Genomic DNA, 17,560 nt, shown 5'->3' with positions numbered 1-17,560 from the left:
GGAGAATAATAATGAGTGCAATTCAATATGAAAAAAATGCGGATGGCATTGTTATTTTAACGATGGATTCTCCAAACCAGTCTGCAAATACCATGAATGCTGATTTTCGTGTGGCTTTAGAAAATGTTGTGTCCAAGCTTAAATCTGAAACAGATTTAAAAGGTGTGATTTATCGTTCTGCGAAAAAAACTTTTTTTGCCGGCGGTGATCTGGATGAGCTGATTGAGGCAACGCCAGAACATGCCACTGAATTCTTTAATATGACTGCCAAGCTAAAAGGTGATCTTCGTACGATTGATACTTTAGGTGTTCCTGTGGTTGCGGCGATTAATGGTACAGCGCTAGGTGGTGGTTGGGAAATTGCTTTAAGTTGCCATTATCGTATTGCTTTAAATGATCCTAAAACCAAATTAGGTTTACCAGAAGTAACACTGGGCTTACTTCCCGGTGGCGGTGGTGTGGTGCGTATGGTGCGCCTGCTGGGTTTACAAAATGCATTCCCATTCCTTATGGAAGGTAAGCAATTTGGGGTAGATAAAGCCAAGTCTCTAGGTTTAGTCAATGAGCTTGCGGATAGCGAGCAAGACATGCTGAACAAAGCGATTGCTTGGATCAAAGCCAATCCAAAATCTCAACAGCCTTATGATGTGAAAGGTTATAAAATTCCGGGTGGCGATCCTAAAACACCTGCGGTTGCTCAGATTCTGGCAATTGCACCTGCAATGTTGCGTGATAAAACCAAGGGCTGTTATCCAGCGCCTGAAGCGATCATGGCCGCTGCAGTTGAAGGTGCCCAAGTTGATGTAGATACCGCTTTCCGTATAGAGGGGCGTTACTTTACTTATCTTGCAACAGGGCAAGTTGCCAAGAATATGATTGGAACATTCTGGCATGGTTTGAATGCAATTAAAGCAGGTGCAAGTCGTCCTAAAAATATTGCCAAGTGGCAAGCGACCAAAGTGGGCGTACTTGGTGCAGGCATGATGGGCGCGGGTATTGCATATTCGACAGCAATCAAAGGCATTCAAGTTGTGCTAAAAGATGTCTCTGTGGAAAATGCTGAAAAGGGTAAAGCCTATAGCCAAAAACTATTGGATAAACGTGTTTCGCAAGGTCGTATGAGCGCGGAAAAGCGTGATCAAGTTTTAAGTTTAATTACTGCAACAGCATCTGCAGAAGACTTAAAAGGCTGTGATTTGATTATCGAAGCTGTATTTGAAAATCAAGAATTAAAAGCCAAAGTGACTCAAGAAGCGGAACAATTTCTTGCCAATAATGGTGTCATGGCGTCAAATACATCAACATTACCAATCACGGGTTTAGCCAAAGCCTCTAAAGATGATAGGCATTTTATTGGTCTACATTTCTTTAGTCCTGTCGATAAAATGCAACTGGTTGAAATCATCAAAGGTAAAAATACCTCTGCTGAAACCTTAGCAAAAGCCTATGACTATGTGCAACAAATTGGCAAAACGCCAATTGTGGTCAATGATAGCCGTGGTTTCTTCACTAGCCGTGTGTTTGGTACATTTGTGCAAGAAGGTCTACGCTTATTGCACGAGGGTGTACATCCTGCACGTATTGAGATGGCAGCACTAAAAGCAGGTATGCCTGTTGGCCCATTGGCGATTCAAGATGAAGTGGCATTAACGCTTTCTGAGCATGTGGCCAAAGAAACTCGTAAAGCCCTTCAGGCTGAAGGTAAGGATTTACCGCTTTCAGGTGCTGATGATGTTATTGAAACCATGATTCACACCTTTGAACGTAAAGGCAAGGCTGCGGGTGCTGGTTTCTATGAGTATCCTGAAGGTGGCAAAAAGCATCTTTGGGATGGCTTGAGCCACTGGAAGAAAGATGTTGATATTTCTGAACAAGAAATGATTGACCGTTTCCTATTTGTTCAGGCTTTAGATACCTTACGTTGTTATGAAGAACATGTCTTGGAATCTGTGATTGATGCCAATATCGGTTCAATTTTTGGTATTGGCTTTGCACCGTGGACGGGTGGTGCGATTCAATTCTTAAATCAGTATGGTTTAGAAAAAGCTTTGCTTCGAGCGAACTCGCTTGAAGCAAAATATGGCGAACGTTTTAAAGCACCGCAAAAGTTAATTGATCAAATTCCGCATGGAAAGATTATCTGATTTTTATATATTGCTTTAAAAATTGTAGATGAATGTCTCAAGCATAGATTAGACAATGATTTGCACAGAAAGAGGTCAAGGACCTCTTTCTTTTTTCGAATAGATTTTGCTTTTTACAGAATAAAAGTGTATGAAAAATATGCAAAACCAGTTAATATCTGGCTACAGCTTTAGTACAAAAAATGTCAGTAACACTTATAAAATAAAGAGAGAAAAGCAATGTCACAAAATAAAACCGAAGATCAATATAATGCGATTGATTGGTTTAAAAAATGTTTAAGTAATTATGCCAATTTTTCTAGGCGTGCTCGCCGTAAAGAATATTGGTTCTTTGTATTGGTACAGTTTGCTGTGCTGATCATTGCAGCAATTATTGACTCAATCATTTTTAAGAAACCATCTGTATTGTATTTTATTAGTGCATTAGCGCTGATCGTGCCTTCAATTTCAGCTGCTGCTCGACGTTTACATGATACGGGAAGAACAGGTTGGTGGTACTTGATTGCTTTTGTTCCTTTTGGTGCTTTTGTTTTAATTTACTGGTTAGCTTCAGATACCAAACCTGAAACAAATCAGTGGGGTGGTCCTGCAAAGTGATTTTTGCAGATTAAAAAAATAGGGCATTCGCCCTATTTTTTATGAATTAAATCAAGGTTATATTTTATCTATCGAACGAATGCGCTAAAGGTTAGATCATGATAAAAGTGGATTGATTTGGTGTGTGATGGTGTTGCTAAATTTGAAAAAATAGCAATAATCGAAGGACCGACTAAAGTCTAATACTTCCCTTATAAAAGGATTGGGAATTCACATGGATTTAATACAAAGCAATGGTCAACCCCGTTATGGGCGTTTTAAAGATGTGCCGAGTAAGATTAATGTTAATCAATATATCTACAAAACCCCGTATGGCAAAGTATTAACAGGTTGGCGTAAACATTTAAAATATAAAAAGTTTAAATTTTGTGGTATCCAGCATGAACACTATTCTATCGGTATCGCAATTGCCGATATTGGTTGGGCAGGACATGGCTTTATTTATGTCTATGACCATTCAACGAATGAAGTTTTAGAATGGAATGCCAATACGATCTTAGGGCGAGGGACAAGCTTAGATGAGCAGCCTTTGTATAGCCAAAGTCACTTTAATAAATCACCTTTTGAATTTGAAATGCAACATGCCAATGGTGTGCGTTATATACGGGCAACTCGAAATGGTGAAGAGCAGTTAAAAGCCCGCATTTTTTGTGCAGGAACGGAACCTTTAAGCTTATGCAGTCCCAATGGTATTAATGGTTGGACTTATACGCAAAAGAAAACCACCTTGGCTGTAGAAGGCTTTTTTATCAGTAAAGACAAAGCACGTATAGATTTTAATGAAAAAACTTTGGCATCTCTCGATGACACCTGTGGATTTCTAAGACCCGAAACAGCATGGTTTTGGTTATCGTGTAACTTTTGGGATACGCAAGGAAACCGTATAGGCTTAAACCTCGCTTCGGGTGTAAATGAGAGTTTTGGCAATGAAAATTGTCTTTGGGTCAATGGTGTTCTATATGCAGTTGCCGATGTACTGTTTGAAAAGTTAGATGCAAACCTGTGGTCAATTCGCTCTTTAGACCAGAAATTAAATCTGACAGTAGAAACCGGCTGGCGGAGATTTGAAAACTTAAATTTACGTTTGGTGGGGAGTCAGTTTAGCCAATGGCAATCACGCATTAGTGGTACGGTCGAATCTGAAGTGGGTGAGTGTATTCAGTTAGATCAAGCCTATGGCTTGTTGGAACAGCATTACGCGAAATGGTAAGGCTGTTCTTATTTAAAGCTTTTTAACCTTATAAAGCAGCCTTCCAAAATGCTTCACCTGCTTGAATCGGATCATTGGTTTCGGCCAAAACATCGACCCAAACCTGATATTGTCGAATCACAGGGTGTTGGCTCGGATGAAAATCAGGCTTAAACCAATCTAAGTATTGTTCACGCATTGCTGATAATTTACCGTGTTTGCCAAAAAACCATGGAATACCTTTGAGTGCAAATTGAGCACGTTGCAAACGACTGAATCCATCGTATTTAAGCATGACATTGGCACGGTAAAAGGTAAATCCAAACATTTGTAAAGTGACAAAGGCAAGCGCAAATTTACGTAAGTTTTCAGGAACTTCTCCAACCTCTTTCATGACATCAAAAGCGACATCTCGATGTTCCATTTCTTCGATTGAATGCCAAGCAAATAGAGCACGAACAAAAGGATGGACCTCCGCTAAAGTCTCTTGTTTACTGTAAAAAGTTTCTGCCATTAATGCGGTAAGATGTTCTGCTGCGGCAGTCATGGCAATGTTGTACTGTTTGGAACGATGTTTCAGTATATGTTCGAAATGTGCACCCATAAATTTTACAAACTGATCAACAGGCATGCCTTGGTGCAGCATTTCTTCATTCATTTTGTCATGTGCAATACCGTGCTGTGCTTCCTGTCGAATAAAATCCGTGACACGTTGCTGTAAATCTGGATCGGTGATTTTGTCACGCAGTGCCCGAACACTTTGAATGAAATATCTTTCACCTACAGGAAAGGTCAAACTCAGCGCATCAAACATACGGGTACGAAAAGGGTCATTATCAAACCAAAAGCGTGGAACTTCATTCAATCTAAAATCTAAATTGCTGCGAACCACAGGATCAACTTGGTGTTTTACATATGCATTCATTGTTTTATTTCTCGCATTATTCAGTTCAAATCCCTATTCAGGATAGAACTGATCGGTTTATATCAAGACAGCTATAGTCCAGCCTGCCAAAATGCTTCACCTGCTTGAATAGGATCATTGGTTTCAGCCATCGTATCGACCCAAACTTGATATTGTCGAATTACAGGGTGTTGGCTCGGATGAAAATCTTTTTTAAACCAGTCTAAATATTCATTTTTCATTGCAGATAAAATCCCTTTTTTACCGAAGAACCAAGGCAATCCTTGCGTTGCCATTTTTAAACGTTCTATACGGCTGAATCCATCATGTTTAAGCATGATATTGGCACGGTAGAGGGTAAAGTTGAACATCATTATGGTGGTAAAGGCTAAAGCAAATCGACGTAAGTTGTCAGGGACCTCACCGACTTGTTGCATCACATCAAAGGCCACATCTCGATGTTCCATTTCTTCAATAGAATGCCACGCCAGTAAGGCCCGGACATAAGGGTGTGCTTCAGATAAGGTTGCTTTATGGCGGTAAAATGTTTCTGCCATCAAAGCGGTGAGATGTTCAGCAGCAGCTGTCATCGCAATATTGTATTGAGGCGAGCGTTGGCTCAATTCAAATTTAAAAATCTTACTTAAAAGTTGGATAAATTGATTGACAGGCATGCCTTGATCTTTCATAACCTGATTCATTTTGTCATGCGCAATACCATGTTGGGCTTCTTGACGAATAAAATCAGCAACACGTTGTTGTAAATCTGGATCGGTGATTTTGTCACGGAAGAGTCGGACACTTTCTATGAAATAGCGTTCACCATCTGGGAAGGTCAGACTGAGTGCGTCAAATAGTCGTGTGCGGAATGGATCTCCACCAAACCAGAAGCGCGGTACTTCCTCAAGTTTAAAGTTGAGCTTGGTTCGAACCACTGGATCGACCTGATATGTAACTAATGCATTCATTTTATTTTACTTGCATCACTGTTGATGATTTCAGTATGTCGGGATTTTGCAAGTTTGTTTTGACAGATATTGCCATTTTTTATACATTTTACGACAAAATGAAAATTTGCAATGTCAATTTTCTAAGTTAAAGGATTAAAAAGAGTGCAAGACGATGCAGGAATTACAGATCCCAAATGGTTATTTTCATCTCTGGCAGATGTATCTGTCTGAACGAGGGATTGATCTTGCGACGCTTGATTTCTTACAAGCGGATGAAAAAAAACATTTAATTGGAATTTTGTCACAGCCGATTGATACACAATCTTCCTATTTCTTCTTTCATCAACTGATTGAAAAAACCAAACAAGTGCTAGATTGCCCTCAGATCGTTTTTGAAATGGCAGAATATGTGCGACCTGAGCATTTTGGTGTTTTGGGCTATATGGCATCACGAAGTACAACCGTGGCAGAAGCTTTACAAAATATTATGCGCTTTAGCCGTTTGGTGATTGATGGTGACGAAGTTATTCCAATGCAAATGCAGCTCAAGGGAGAATATGTACATTTAATTTGGCCCTTTCATCATGAAAAATATATTCTTATTAATGAATTTACCAATGCGTTAATGATGCATCTCGCGCGTAAAATTGTACCGCCAAATCAATTTCCATTGCATGCGGTGCATTTTGCTCATGCACCACAGATGGCAATCTATCATTATCAAAAGTTCTACGGCTGTGAAGTCTCTTTCCATCAACCGCAATACAGTTTTGTCTTAGCCTCAGCAGGTTTAAATTTAAAAATCCAACAGGCAGATCCATCCTTAATGCAGCTTTTGGTTAAGCAGGCAGAGGAAGCTATTGCGTCTAAACCTCGCTATGAAACCATTGCTCAGCGTTTACATTTGATTGTGGCAGAATATTTAAAGTTAAAACAACACGCACCAAAAATCGAAGAACTTACTCAAGAACTTCATATATCCACACGGACTTTACAACGACAGTTAAGTGACTTACAGACATCGTTTAAAAAAATTGTAGAGATTGAAAGGATGAAGCGTTGTGAGTTTTTATTGGAAAGCCACATGCCGTTCAGTGAAATAGCGATGCAGTTAGGTTATTCAGATCAGTCAGCTTTAACCAGAGCATATAAGGCCTTTAGTGGGCAAACCCTGCTCGAGAAAAAACAACAGTTGAAGTCATCGTGAAAAACAGTGTAAAGAAAGTATACTTTAAAAACCAAATACTTAGATAGTATCGCTGCTATCTAAGTATTTGGTATGATTGTGATTTTTTAATTTATGCTCAAAACACAGGTTGATCTGATTGTTGAATTGGTTTTTTAAAACCATGATTCAGCATGATTTCAAGTTGTCTTTAACTTGGGAAATCTAAATACGATTGCCAAGACTGCAAATATTGCCAATACCCAACAATAGTAAATCGAACCAATCAGCTCAACAGGGGACAGTTTGGCAATTGAGCATGCAAGTAATAGTTGTGCACCGTATGGAATCAAGCCCTGAACCACACAAGAGAAAATATCCATAAATGCGGCTGCACGTTTGGGATCAACAGCATATTCTTTGGCAACTTCTCGTGCCATGTCTCCAGATAAGATGATGGCAACCGTATTATTTGCGACAAACACATTTGAGAAAACCACAAGGAAGCTAATTCCAATTTCTCCCGAACGTTGTTGACCGATTTTAAATCGACGGGTTAAGGCGTAAATACGTTGAATTAACCATTCTAAACCGCCTTCTTTTTGCATAATGGCAGATAAACCACCTAAGAACATAGAAAGTAAGGCAACCTCAAACATACCCACAAAGCCATCATAAATAGCGGCATTGTATTTAAGTAGGGTAAATTCAGGATTTTCAATGATGCCAAGACAACCTGAAAGTACTATTCCGATGGTCAGTACTGCAAGTACATGTAAACGTGTAAATGCTAAAAAGAACACGATTACATAAGGCAAAATAAGCCATAAGTTATAACTTTTATATTCAATAGTTTGCGCATGATGACTGGTCAAAATGTAAATCAATATGGTGATAATCGCAGCAGGCAGTGCAATCCAGATATTCACTCGAAATTTGTCACGCAGTTCTACATTTAGACTTCGAGTTGCTGCAATGGTGGTGTCTGAAATCATTGATAAGTTATCACCAAACATTGCCCCACTGACCACAGCACCAATTGCATAAATGGGCTGAATATCCGTTGCTTGAGAAAAACCAAAAGCAATCGGCGCACATGCAGCAATGGTTCCCATCGATGTTCCCATTGCCGTGGCAATAAAGGCGGAAATGATGAAAAGCATCGGCAGGACAAATTCGGAGGGAATAATCGATAAACCAAATTGAACAGTGGAGTCCACACTACCGATTGCACTGGTTACGCTGGCAAAGGCACCTGCAAGCATAAAGACCATAAACATCAAAATTAAATTGGGATGGCTTGCACCATGCAAAAATGTTTCTATAGCGGCATTGATTTTCCCTCTATATAGCAGGATGGCTAAAATAATTGCAGGAAGAGCAGCAATAGGGGCTTTCACTTGATAAAAAGCAAACTCAGTACCAATGATCGTGTGATAAATACCACTGCCTAAAAAAATGGCTAAAAAAACAATAAGCGGCAAGAGCGCAAGCACGCTGGCTTGCACTTTAGCCTGAGAATGTGTGGTCATAAGAGGAGATAAAAAATCAGAATCCTGACTAGTATAAACAGCTTTTGCAATTTCTGAAAAATAATTAAGTGATGTAGGTGATAGGGTGTTTGGCTGTAGGGTGATGATTTAACTTTATTTTTTACTCATAATGATATTTTTTTACAAGCTTGAAAATAGGTAGCTTTGATCATTGTCCTCAACTTGAAAATAGCGCTAAATGTATCCATGGGTTGTTTTATTATTTGTGATATAAAACAAGATACGCGAGAGCGACTATGTGACTCTATCCTTTGAGTAAAAAATAGCGTTACAATGCAGTGTCTTGTATTTATACATTTGGATGATTAAACCGTAAATAAATCCATTTTGAATTTATTTACTGGTGTTTAATGATCTAAAAACTCCTCAAGTTTGAACAATTCAAGGAATGTACAATCCTATGTCACGTTTAGCCACTCGTTTTGCACAGCTTAAATCTCAACAGCGTAAGGCTTTGGTTTCTTATGTTATGGCGGGTGATCCTCAACCACATGTAACCGTACCATTGTTACATCAAATGGTTGCAGCAGGCGTAGACGTAGTTGAACTTGGATTGCCATTTTCCGATCCTATGGCAGATGGTCCAGTGATTGCACTTGCAGCAGAGCGCGCTTTAGCTGCGGGTACCAATACCTTTGATGCCTTGAATATGGTTAAAGAATTTCGCCAAAAAGACACAACAACGCCAGTTGTTTTAATGGGGTATTTAAACCCTGTTGAAGTGATTGGTTATGAAAAGTTTGTGGCTTATGCGAATGACTGTGGTGTTGATGGTGTACTTCTTGTGGATTTACCACCTGAAGAAGCACAAGATTTAGATGAAGTATTGCAAAAGTACAATATGGATCAAATCTTCTTGCTTGCACCAACCTCTACCGATGAACGTATTCAGCATGTAGTGAAACAAGCAAGTGGCTTTATTTACTATGTGTCTCTAAAAGGCGTAACGGGTGCAGCAACATTGGATACAACGGAAGTTGCAGCACGTATTGAAAAAATCAAAACCTTTACCGATATTCCAGTTGGGGTAGGTTTTGGGATTAGTGATGCCGCTTCTGCAAAAGCCGTAGGTCAAGTTGCTGATGCAGTGATTGTCGGAAGTGCTTTTGTCAAACCATTTGCAAATCTTGCACCAGAACAAGCTGTTGAAGCAGCAGTGAATAAAGTCAAGGAGCTTCGAGCCGCGCTCGATGAGTTAGTATGAATCAAGAAGTGAAATCAGGGAAAATCCTCAGCGCAACAACGCCGTGGACAGATCGTACAGTTCCAGGCATTCATATGCCTGACCAACAACAAACACTCAAAGCGACGTTTACAGAACCAACCATTGAGTGCCCTGAATGTCATGCACTCGTGACTCGTACTGCAATGTCTTTCAATGCCTATGTTTGTCCATCATGCGATGAACATTTGAAAATGAAAGCACGTGATCGTTTAAATTGGTTTTTTGATAATGTGACCACTGAACTTGGTCAAGAATTTGCTGCAAAAGATCCTTTACATTTTGTAGACAGCAAGCCTTATCCAGAGCGTATTAAAGAAGCGCAGGAAAAAACAGGTGAAACTGAAGCCCTTGTAGTGATGCAAGGTCAAGTTAAAAATATTGCAATGGTTGCATGCGCATTTGAATTCGACTTTATGGCTGGATCAATGGGTACTGTGGTCGGTGACCGTTTTGTACAAGCTGCTGAAAAAGCGATTAAAGACAAGCAACCACTGATTTGTTTTGCTGCTTCAGGCGGTGCTCGTATGCAGGAAGGCATGTTGTCTTTGATGCAAATGGCGCGTACCTCTGCGGCGATTCAAAAAATCAAAGATGCACATCTTCCGTATATCGTGGTATTAACCCATCCAGTGTATGGTGGTGTAACAGCATCATTGGCGATGTTAGGTGATGTACATATTGCTGAACCTAAAGCGATGATCGGTTTCGCGGGTAAACGTGTGATTGAACAAACAGTACGTGAGAAGCTTGAAGAACCGTTCCAACGTGCGGAATTTTTGCTTGATCATGGTGTAATCGATCAAATTGTTCATCGTCACGCATTACGTGATACTGTATATCGTATTGTAGCGAAACTGATGAATTTGCCTTGAACAACCAAACAGCACCTTTAAATACTGATGATTTACAAACATGGCTCGATTATTGGAGCCATGTTCACGTTACAGGGATTGATTTAGGCTTAGAGCGCGTGATTCCTGTGGCAGAACAACTCGGGGTGATTAACCCTAAAGCCAAAGTGATTACCGTTGCTGGAACAAATGGCAAAGGTTCAACCACAACAACTCTCGCTGCGATTTTGAATGCGCAAGGGTTGAATGTTGGTTTATACCAGTCTCCACATATTTATCGTTTTAATGAACGGGTTAAGCTGGCTGGACAAGAAGTTAATGATCAAACTTTGATTGATGCTTTTGTTGCGGTTGATCAAGCCCGCCGTATTTGTAACTTATCTTTATCTTTTTTTGAAGCCACGACTTTGGCTGCATTTGTTATTTTTAAACAAAAACAATGTGATGTTTGGGTACTTGAAGTCGGTCTTGGTGGTCGTTTGGATGTGGTCAATGTGATTGATCCAGATGTGGCTGTGATTACCAATATTGGTTTAGATCATACCGATTGGCTGGGCGATACAATTGAAAAAATTGCTTATGAAAAAGCCGGTATTATCCGAGCAAATATTCCTGTTATTTTTGCCGGCGCACAAGATATACCACAAGCGATACAACATAAAGTACAAGAAACCAATGCTACGCTATATGCGTTAAACCATGATTATTTTTACGATAACTCAGAAGATGGCCAATCTTGGAATTTTGCAAGCTCAGGAACGACTTTAAAACTTCCTTTGGGGCACTTGGCACTGGAAAATATTTCTGCGGCTGTTGCTGCAATTTTGGTAAGCGGTTTAACGGTTTCACAACAGGCAATTTCGCAAGGTATTCAGAACGCACAATTGTCAGGGCGCTTTGAAATTAGAAAAATACACGATAAAACAGTAATTTTTGATGCGGGACACAATCCGCATGGTGTAGAATTTTTGTTAAAGCAATTGCGAAAATTCCTAGAATACAATAAACAGTACACAGAAGTTGTCTCTGTTTTTTCAATGTTGTCCGACAAAGATGTAGATTCTGTGGTCAAGTTGTTGAAAAATACTGTATTAAAGTGGAAAATTGCACCGTTAACTGTGCCTCGTGCGGCATCATTGGAACAATTACAAACTGCTTTACAGCATGAGACAGTTGAACAGTTTGATTGTGTACAAGCAGCATTTCAATCAGCGCTTGCAGAAACCAATAATAATCAGCTGATTTTGGTGTGTGGTTCATTCCATACCTTAGAAGCGGTCTGGGAGTATTTAGACGAATGTCAATGAATAACAAACAACGCTGGATGGGTGGTGTTGTTTTATTAAGTGGTGGTGTTCTATTGGCGGCATTACTTCTAAAAGGTAAAGAAGAAATCCACCAAAGCCAAGTAGAGACTCAGCCGACAAGCCAAACTCAGCAAAATAAAGCGACACCTGCTGGTGAGCCTGTACAATTGCAGCCGTTGACTGTTGATGTTGCGACTGAAAAACGTCTGTTAGAAGAGCAGAAGCGTGCCCGTGAAAAAGCGGTTGCTGAACAAGAAGCAAAAGCAGCAGATTTTTTACGTACGCAACAACAGGCAGAAGCAGATGCTGCACGTAAAGCAGCTGAAGAGTATGCCGCTGCAAATGCAAGACGTGGTGCAGCTGCTGCGGCAGCACAGGAAGGGGCTGATATTCCTCCTGAGCTGGTACAGGATGAAAAAGCCAAAGCACAACAGAAAGCAGCAGAGCAGAAAAAACTTGAACAGCAAAATGCTCAATTAAAGCAAAAAGCTGATGCTGAAAAAAAGTTAGCTGAGCAGAAGCGTCAAGCTACCGCAGAAGCAGATAAAAAAGTCGCTGAAGAAAAGAAACGTAAATTAGAAGAACAACAAAAAGCAGATGAAAAACGTAAGCTAGATGCTGAAAAGAAAGCTGCTGCTGAGAAAAAGCAAGCGGAAGACAAGAAAGCAGAAGCGGATAAAAAACACAAAGCACAAGAAGAAGCAAAGAAAAAAGCGGAAGCTGAAAAAGCACGTGATTTGCTTGAAAATGGTGATAAGCAATGGATGGTACAAGTTGCGCTTGCCGCCAATGAAGCCAATGCAGATGCTGTCGCTGCTAAACTACGTGCCAAGGGCTACAAAGTGACTAAGAGTCCAACCTCAAAAGGTATTCGTATTATGGTTGGACCATCGAAAGATCGAGAGACTGCGGATTCAGCACGTAAGAAGATCAATTCTGATGCGAGTCTAGGCATGAAGTCGGCTTGGGTAATCGAGTGGGTACCTCTAGATCGACGTTAAACGCTATGAGTTAGGTATTTGTGGTTAAAGATGGATTCACGAGCTGCTCACGGATCCATTTTATATTTTCAGGGGTAAAAAGTTTTTCAATATTGCCCCAGATTGGATGAAAGCCATAGCCGCCATGCTTCATTTCATTTAAAGCATCATCCACAGACCAGTTCTCAAAAATAATTCGGTACATTGCAACACTTGCCCCAGTACGATCAGAACCGTGATAGCAATGGATTAAAACCTTCTGGTTGTGGGCTTTTGCGATTTGAATTGTTTTCATGACATTGAGTAGATCATGACGATCAATTGCCCAAGTATTGATCGGGATATGAACCAATTGAAAGTTTTGTTTTGAAAAGACGGTTTTATCTTTATTGCGACTTCTTAAATTAATTACGACATCAATATGATTGGTTTTTAACTCAGGAATAAGTTCAGCACTGGGTTGTTCACTACGAAAAACGGTGTCACTGATCCGATAAAAATTATACTGTGGAGCAACGATAGTTCCCCATTGTTTTGGGCGCTCATGATCTGGAAGTGCAGCAGTTGTCATACAGGCTGAAAGCTGTACGCTGAGTGCGAAGATAGTGGTATAACGTAATAATTGAGATTTAAGCATGTTTTAAATATTGGTCTAGTTCAACAGGATCGTGGGCACAGATAATTTCAATTTTTGCTTCATTCTGTGCAAGCTGTTGCAGTTGTGATAATGTTTTTAAGCGCAATGTATTATCTTCCGCTAGGAGATATTCAATTTTGTCGAGCGCGCGTAATTTATTCTTAGGGTTGAGTTCTAGATGATTAAAATAAGCATCGCCACAGAACAATAACCATCTATCTTGTTGTTTGATCGCTATACCGCAATGCCCTACAGTATGACCGACTAAAGGAATCAATAAAATTTCATCATTGAAAATATTAAAACCTTGAACTTTTTGGAAGTTAAACCATGCTTCGCCATTTTTAGGTTCAAGAAAATTCCAGTAACGATGATTTTTAAATTGTTGTGGTCGATAACGCAATTTATTCATGACTGAAAGTTTTTGTGCTGCATTAAACTCACTGGATAAGATGTGCACCGTGGCATTGGGAAAGTCTGAAATACCACCTGCATGATCTAAGTCTAAATGACTGACCAAAATATGTTGAACATCGGATGGTTTAAAACCCAATTGTTGAATTTGAGAAATGGCTGTGAGATTGAAATCAGCTTGTATGCCACTGATTTTAGTAAAAGCTTTACCTAAACGGGTTTGTGGATGTAGGTAGTCTTGCATCCCAAAACCGGTATCGACCAATACAAGACCTTTGTCTGTTTCAATCAATAGGCAATGGCACACCATTTTGCCATACAGACCTTTTTGTCCGTATAGTGGTGCACACATCGGACACATGGTTCCACAATGTAAATGATGTACCTTATAAATCATAATTAAGCATTTGTTTTTAGGATTGTGCTTTGTTTATAAACTGAATTGAGAAAAATACCAATCTAAAAATGCAATTGTTGTGTAATTGATAGATCTCAAATCACAGCTCATGGAATGGTGATTTTTAAGCGTTTACGTGTTGAAAAACCAGAGCCGTTGTTTCCCCAGACTGAAACAATATAAGTTTCATTTTTTAATAAACACGGTTTTGCTGTGGGGTGTTGGAATGCACTTCCCCAAATACTCAGTTCATCATTGATCCCTTTTTTGAGCCTGATCTGTTGCTTATTATTTGCTTGATGAATGCTTACTTGATGAGTATTAACCTGTTGCCGATCTTCAGGGTGAGGCATGTGGGAGTGTTCAATTTCACAAATAAGGGTATGATTTTGTATAGATTGAATTTTTAGCTTATTGAAACCTAAATAATATTCACCTAAGAAATTGTTTTCTAAAATGATTTCATGCTGTTCACGATAAATATGAACATTAGGTGATTTAATAAAGGGATAACTGATAACTAGCCCAAGAATAATGACCAAGACATAAAGAATTTTTTTCATATTTAATCTAAGTTTTAAAGATGTTAAATAATTTTATTTTTTTCAAGGGCATGTTCGATAATTAAATAGCACATCTCTCTTAAACAAACATTTCGAGTTTCAAACTGCAAGACCAAGCGTTTTAGTTCATTGACTGCTAAAAAGAACTGAAAATTTTTTGCTAAGGGATTTTTAACGAAAGAGACATGTAACACAGTAACTTGTGATTCCGGTGTCCAAGGCTTTTCAACAAATAAAATTTGATCATTTTGTACATTATTAATATTTAATAATGTGGTGAATAAATCCATCGCATCTTACTTCTATCAAGCCTTGATTCTTTAATCACTCATCAATGATTAAATGCAGTTCGGTGCTTATTCAAAAGCGCTTACATCACCTACACCACGACGGATAATTTCAGGGTTCGCTCCTGATAAATCAACGATACTGGTGGTGGTTAAGGTACCTAAACCACTGTCAATAAACACATCAATACGTTTTTCCAATAATTGTTCAATATCGTAGGGATCATCCATTGGTGCATCTTGACCAGGTAAAATCAAAGTACTGGTCAGTAACGGTTCTCCCAACTCTTTTAATAGCATCTGACAGACGGGATTACTTGGAACACGTAAGCCGATGGTTTTTTTCTTGGGATGCATCAAGCGTCGCGGAACTTCACTGGTTGCGGGTAAAATATATGTGGTTACGGCTGGGGTATTGGCTTTAAGTAGACGATACATTGCATTGTCTACTTTGGCATAGGTTGCAATATCAGATAAATCTGCACAGATAATCGCGTATTGATGCTTTGCCCCTAGACCACGGATCTGAGCAATACGCTCCATTGCACTTTTATTTCCAATCTGACAGCCGATTGCATAAGCCGCATCAGTTGGGTAAACCACAACATCACCTGCTCGAATTCTTTCGACTGCTTGGCTGATTAAACGTGGTTGAGGATTGTCAGGATGTACTCTTAAATGCAGCATATTTATTCTCCTGATTTATTGTTAATTCAATTATTACTTGGGAAAGTAAATCGTTGCAATCAATGTTTTAAAAAAATTACGGGTTTAATCAAGATCGTTACGATTAAATTCAGTGCTTTGTAATGTTTTGCCACCTCGAGTACATAGACAAATACACTGAATGAAGTGTTTTGCATCGCGTGGAAGTTTGGCTTTACCTGAAAAAAAATCCTGAACTTGTGCATAAACACTGTCTTTAAATGTCGAGCCGTCACCACCTTCACCAGTCAGATTATCCAGCGAAACTCGAAATTTTCGTCCAAATGCTTTGGAAAATAACCATTCAATGGCTTGAGGCTTGATTTCAACCTGCTCAAATAAGGCTTGTTGTTCAGCTGTACGACCATCGGGTGCATACCAATAACCGAGATCAGGCAATAAACGGCGTTGTTCTCCGGCAATGCTCCAATGACTGATTTCATGAAGAGCGCTGTTGAAAAAACCATGTGCAAACTGAATACGGGCAGGGTTGTGTTCGCTAGCAGGGAAATACTCTGGTTCAAAATCACCACGAACAAGCGTCACATTTAGGTGGGAAAACCAGTGATTAAAGTGTAAGATAAGCCAATCAACGTGTTGCACTTCTGTTTGTAAGTTAGCCCATGATAAGCGTTGCACATCGGCGGCTTGCAATGTGTTTTCAGAAGTTGAATGCGTATTGAATTGTAATGAAGTAGTGACTTCAGGTTGCGGCTGCAACTGATGCATGGCTTGTATTACTCAAGAGATCTGTCTAAATAAGTACAAAATTGTATCTTAATCTTTGACAGAGTACCTATGAATTTGTAGAATTGCCGCCTTAATTATGTCAGCAAATACCTTTCCGGCACAGATAGAGCCGTTTAAATGGGCTGAACAAGGCTTTACATGGTCAGGTACCCTGCCATTGTCTCGCTTTGTTCGTATTTCCCGTGAAGCTGTTGGATCAATTGATGATCAATTGATCAATATAGACTGTAAGCTATCAATGGATGCGTATCATCGTATTGTTTGGCTAGATGGTCATGTAGATACTAAAGTTCCAATGGAATGTCAGCGTTGTCTGGATTCTGTTGAAATTACACTAGTTTCTGACTTCCATTTGGCTTTAATAGATGATGAGTCACTGATAGAGCGCTTGGATGAGGATGCTGATTTCATCGTACTAGGTGAAAGTGAAGCAACAATTAAAGGGGATTATTTAACCAATACTCCTTCGACTGTTGATTTACTTGCACTTTTAGAAGATGAATTGTTATTGTTGATGCCTCTGTCTCCTAAGCATGACGCTTGTGAACATAAGCATCAACCAGCCGTTCAGGACACTGTTGAAGAAAAACGGGATAATCCGTTTGAAGTTTTGGCAGGTTTGAAGGGTAAACTTAACTAAATTTTGTGTTATACTGTTAAGTTAAGACAACCGAATTTGTTCTGATCCATTTTTTCGATTTGTAAGGAGCCATCATGGCCGTTCAGCAAAACCGTAAAAGTCGCTCTCGCCGTGACATGCGCCGTTCACATGACGCTTTAACCGAGAATGCATTAACTGTAGACCAAACTACTGGTGAAACTCACCGTCGTCACCACGTGACTAAAGATGGTTTCTACCGTGGTCGTCAATTATTCGCTAAAGCAGCTGATGCTGAATAATTGGTGAACTATTAAGCGCAAGCTTAGTAAAAAAATGGGAGC

General features: G+C 39.6%; 19 protein-coding genes. 10 read left to right on the top strand and 9 right to left on the bottom strand.

The features are described 5' to 3' along the window. The first annotated feature begins 11 nt into the window (after positions 1 to 11). The 3 genes from MTO68_RS19555 to MTO68_RS19545 all read left to right on the top strand — a co-directional run bounded on the left by MTO68_RS19555 (position 12) and on the right by MTO68_RS19545 (position 3,951). Positions 12 to 2,144 carry a 3-hydroxyacyl-CoA dehydrogenase NAD-binding domain-containing protein gene (locus MTO68_RS19555; RefSeq protein WP_244014033.1) on the top strand — a complete coding sequence of 711 codons (2,133 nt, stop codon included), beginning with the start codon at positions 12 to 14 and terminating at the stop codon, positions 2,142 to 2,144. A gap of 219 nt (positions 2,145 to 2,363) precedes the next feature. Beyond that, positions 2,364 to 2,741 (top strand): DUF805 domain-containing protein, encoded by a 378-nt coding sequence (locus MTO68_RS19550; protein WP_244014031.1) that lies wholly within the window; start codon positions 2,364 to 2,366, stop codon positions 2,739 to 2,741. A gap of 214 nt (positions 2,742 to 2,955) precedes the next feature. Further along, the gene (locus tag MTO68_RS19545; RefSeq protein ID WP_244014029.1) at positions 2,956 to 3,951 is read left to right on the top strand and encodes a DUF2804 domain-containing protein; all 996 of its coding nucleotides are present in this window, start codon (positions 2,956 to 2,958) and stop codon (positions 3,949 to 3,951) included. A 28-nt stretch (positions 3,952 to 3,979) separates the two neighbouring features. Here MTO68_RS19545 and MTO68_RS19540 read toward each other — a convergent pair whose 3' ends face one another. Both MTO68_RS19540 and MTO68_RS19535 read right to left on the bottom strand, forming a co-directional pair. Then, positions 3,980 to 4,855: a metal-dependent hydrolase gene (locus tag MTO68_RS19540; protein ID WP_056514002.1), complete on the bottom strand. Its 876-nt coding sequence runs from the start codon at positions 4,853 to 4,855 to the stop codon at positions 3,980 to 3,982. Positions 4,856 to 4,926: 71 nt separating this feature from the next. Further along, on the bottom strand, positions 4,927 to 5,802 hold the full coding sequence (locus MTO68_RS19535; RefSeq protein ID WP_244014027.1) for a metal-dependent hydrolase: 876 nt from the start codon (positions 5,800 to 5,802) through the stop codon (positions 4,927 to 4,929). Positions 5,803 to 5,956: 154 nt separating this feature from the next. On the opposite strand from MTO68_RS19535, the gene MTO68_RS19530 reads away from it, so the two are divergent. Further along, on the top strand, positions 5,957 to 6,991 hold the full coding sequence (locus MTO68_RS19530) for an AraC family transcriptional regulator (RefSeq protein ID WP_244014025.1): 1,035 nt from the start codon (positions 5,957 to 5,959) through the stop codon (positions 6,989 to 6,991). A gap of 158 nt (positions 6,992 to 7,149) precedes the next feature. On the opposite strand, the gene MTO68_RS19525 is transcribed toward MTO68_RS19530, so the two are convergent. Further along, positions 7,150 to 8,481, bottom strand: coding sequence for a Na+/H+ antiporter NhaC family protein (locus MTO68_RS19525; RefSeq protein ID WP_244014023.1), 1,332 nt, complete (start codon positions 8,479 to 8,481; stop codon positions 7,150 to 7,152). A 421-nt stretch (positions 8,482 to 8,902) separates the two neighbouring features. Between MTO68_RS19525 and trpA the strand changes: the two genes are divergently transcribed. Genes trpA through MTO68_RS19505 form a run of 4 tightly spaced genes read left to right on the top strand, consistent with a single transcriptional unit; the run spans position 8,903 to position 12,886 of the window. Further along, a complete protein-coding gene (gene trpA / locus MTO68_RS19520; protein WP_004723986.1) occupies positions 8,903 to 9,706 on the top strand; it encodes a tryptophan synthase subunit alpha in 804 nt (267 codons plus the stop codon). After that, a complete protein-coding gene (accD, locus tag MTO68_RS19515) occupies positions 9,703 to 10,599 on the top strand; it encodes an acetyl-CoA carboxylase, carboxyltransferase subunit beta (protein ID WP_004723984.1) in 897 nt (298 codons plus the stop codon). Before trpA ends, accD begins: the two co-directional genes overlap by 4 nt. Then, positions 10,596 to 11,885: a bifunctional tetrahydrofolate synthase/dihydrofolate synthase gene (gene folC, locus MTO68_RS19510; protein WP_244014021.1), complete on the top strand. Its 1,290-nt coding sequence runs from the start codon at positions 10,596 to 10,598 to the stop codon at positions 11,883 to 11,885. Before accD ends, folC begins: the two co-directional genes overlap by 4 nt. Then, complete coding sequence (locus MTO68_RS19505) at positions 11,876 to 12,886, top strand: SPOR domain-containing protein (protein ID WP_244014019.1); 1,011 nt, start codon at positions 11,876 to 11,878, stop codon at positions 12,884 to 12,886. The genes folC and MTO68_RS19505 overlap by 10 nt, the downstream gene beginning before the upstream one ends. A gap of 10 nt (positions 12,887 to 12,896) precedes the next feature. Here MTO68_RS19505 and MTO68_RS19500 read toward each other — a convergent pair whose 3' ends face one another. From MTO68_RS19500 to MTO68_RS19475, 6 genes are all read right to left on the bottom strand, one after another. Further along, entirely contained in the window at positions 12,897 to 13,502 is a 606-nt protein-coding gene (locus MTO68_RS19500; protein WP_244014017.1) for a dual specificity protein phosphatase family protein, read from the bottom strand. Continuing rightward, complete coding sequence (locus tag MTO68_RS19495) at positions 13,495 to 14,313, bottom strand: MBL fold metallo-hydrolase (RefSeq protein WP_244014015.1); 819 nt, start codon at positions 14,311 to 14,313, stop codon at positions 13,495 to 13,497. Before MTO68_RS19495 ends, MTO68_RS19500 begins: the two co-directional genes overlap by 8 nt. Positions 14,314 to 14,420: 107 nt before the next feature. After that, complete coding sequence (locus MTO68_RS19490) at positions 14,421 to 14,876, bottom strand: hypothetical protein (RefSeq protein ID WP_244014014.1); 456 nt, start codon at positions 14,874 to 14,876, stop codon at positions 14,421 to 14,423. 23 nt (positions 14,877 to 14,899) lie between these two features. Further along, positions 14,900 to 15,166, bottom strand: coding sequence for a hypothetical protein (locus MTO68_RS19485; RefSeq protein ID WP_004817744.1), 267 nt, complete (start codon positions 15,164 to 15,166; stop codon positions 14,900 to 14,902). 66 nt (positions 15,167 to 15,232) lie between these two features. After that, positions 15,233 to 15,850, bottom strand: a complete 618-nt coding sequence (locus tag MTO68_RS19480) for an L-threonylcarbamoyladenylate synthase (RefSeq protein ID WP_004817743.1) — start codon at positions 15,848 to 15,850, stop codon at positions 15,233 to 15,235. An 84-nt stretch (positions 15,851 to 15,934) separates the two neighbouring features. Further along, positions 15,935 to 16,597, bottom strand: a complete 663-nt coding sequence (locus tag MTO68_RS19475) for an elongation factor P hydroxylase (RefSeq protein WP_244014012.1) — start codon at positions 16,595 to 16,597, stop codon at positions 15,935 to 15,937. Between the two features lie 97 nt (positions 16,598 to 16,694). Between MTO68_RS19475 and MTO68_RS19470 the strand changes: the two genes are divergently transcribed. After that, positions 16,695 to 17,258, top strand: a complete 564-nt coding sequence (locus MTO68_RS19470; protein WP_004723966.1) for a YceD family protein — start codon at positions 16,695 to 16,697, stop codon at positions 17,256 to 17,258. Positions 17,259 to 17,332: 74 nt separating this feature from the next. Further along, a complete protein-coding gene (gene rpmF, locus MTO68_RS19465; protein WP_004723964.1) occupies positions 17,333 to 17,518 on the top strand; it encodes a 50S ribosomal protein L32 in 186 nt (61 codons plus the stop codon). Positions 17,519 to 17,560 lie beyond the last annotated feature (42 nt).

It is taken from the genome of Acinetobacter sp. NyZ410, assembly GCF_022828975.1.
In the GTDB taxonomy this organism is placed as follows: domain Bacteria; phylum Pseudomonadota; class Gammaproteobacteria; order Pseudomonadales; family Moraxellaceae; genus Acinetobacter; species Acinetobacter guillouiae.
Note: the sequence above shows the minus strand (reverse complement) of the source record. Positions and strands in the feature narration are given on the sequence as shown.

Excerpts from the sequence above, each read along its gene's own strand:
- trpA (WP_004723986.1), top strand. The coding sequence starts at position 8,903 with ATGTCACGTTTAGCCACTCGTTTTGCACAGCTTAAATCTCAACAGCGT.
- MTO68_RS19550 (WP_244014031.1), top strand. The coding sequence starts at position 2,364 with ATGTCACAAAATAAAACCGAAGATCAATATAATGCGATTGATTGGTTT.
- MTO68_RS19500 (WP_244014017.1), bottom strand. The coding sequence starts at position 13,502 with ATGCTTAAATCTCAATTATTACGTTATACCACTATCTTCGCACTCAGC.
- rpmF (WP_004723964.1), top strand. The coding sequence starts at position 17,333 with ATGGCCGTTCAGCAAAACCGTAAAAGTCGCTCTCGCCGTGACATGCGC.
- MTO68_RS19525 (WP_244014023.1), bottom strand. The coding sequence starts at position 8,481 with ATGACCACACATTCTCAGGCTAAAGTGCAAGCCAGCGTGCTTGCGCTC.
- MTO68_RS19495 (WP_244014015.1), bottom strand. The coding sequence starts at position 14,313 with ATGATTTATAAGGTACATCATTTACATTGTGGAACCATGTGTCCGATG.
- MTO68_RS19470 (WP_004723966.1), top strand. The coding sequence starts at position 16,695 with ATGTCAGCAAATACCTTTCCGGCACAGATAGAGCCGTTTAAATGGGCT.
- MTO68_RS19480 (WP_004817743.1), bottom strand. The coding sequence starts at position 15,850 with ATGCTGCATTTAAGAGTACATCCTGACAATCCTCAACCACGTTTAATC.
- MTO68_RS19555 (WP_244014033.1), top strand. The coding sequence starts at position 12 with ATGAGTGCAATTCAATATGAAAAAAATGCGGATGGCATTGTTATTTTA.
- MTO68_RS19505 (WP_244014019.1), top strand. The coding sequence starts at position 11,876 with ATGTCAATGAATAACAAACAACGCTGGATGGGTGGTGTTGTTTTATTA.
- MTO68_RS19475 (WP_244014012.1), bottom strand. The coding sequence starts at position 16,597 with ATGCATCAGTTGCAGCCGCAACCTGAAGTCACTACTTCATTACAATTC.
- MTO68_RS19535 (WP_244014027.1), bottom strand. The coding sequence starts at position 5,802 with ATGAATGCATTAGTTACATATCAGGTCGATCCAGTGGTTCGAACCAAG.
- MTO68_RS19545 (WP_244014029.1), top strand. The coding sequence starts at position 2,956 with ATGGATTTAATACAAAGCAATGGTCAACCCCGTTATGGGCGTTTTAAA.
- MTO68_RS19485 (WP_004817744.1), bottom strand. The coding sequence starts at position 15,166 with ATGGATTTATTCACCACATTATTAAATATTAATAATGTACAAAATGAT.
- MTO68_RS19540 (WP_056514002.1), bottom strand. The coding sequence starts at position 4,855 with ATGAATGCATATGTAAAACACCAAGTTGATCCTGTGGTTCGCAGCAAT.
- accD (WP_004723984.1), top strand. The coding sequence starts at position 9,703 with ATGAATCAAGAAGTGAAATCAGGGAAAATCCTCAGCGCAACAACGCCG.
- MTO68_RS19490 (WP_244014014.1), bottom strand. The coding sequence starts at position 14,876 with ATGAAAAAAATTCTTTATGTCTTGGTCATTATTCTTGGGCTAGTTATC.
- MTO68_RS19530 (WP_244014025.1), top strand. The coding sequence starts at position 5,957 with ATGCAGGAATTACAGATCCCAAATGGTTATTTTCATCTCTGGCAGATG.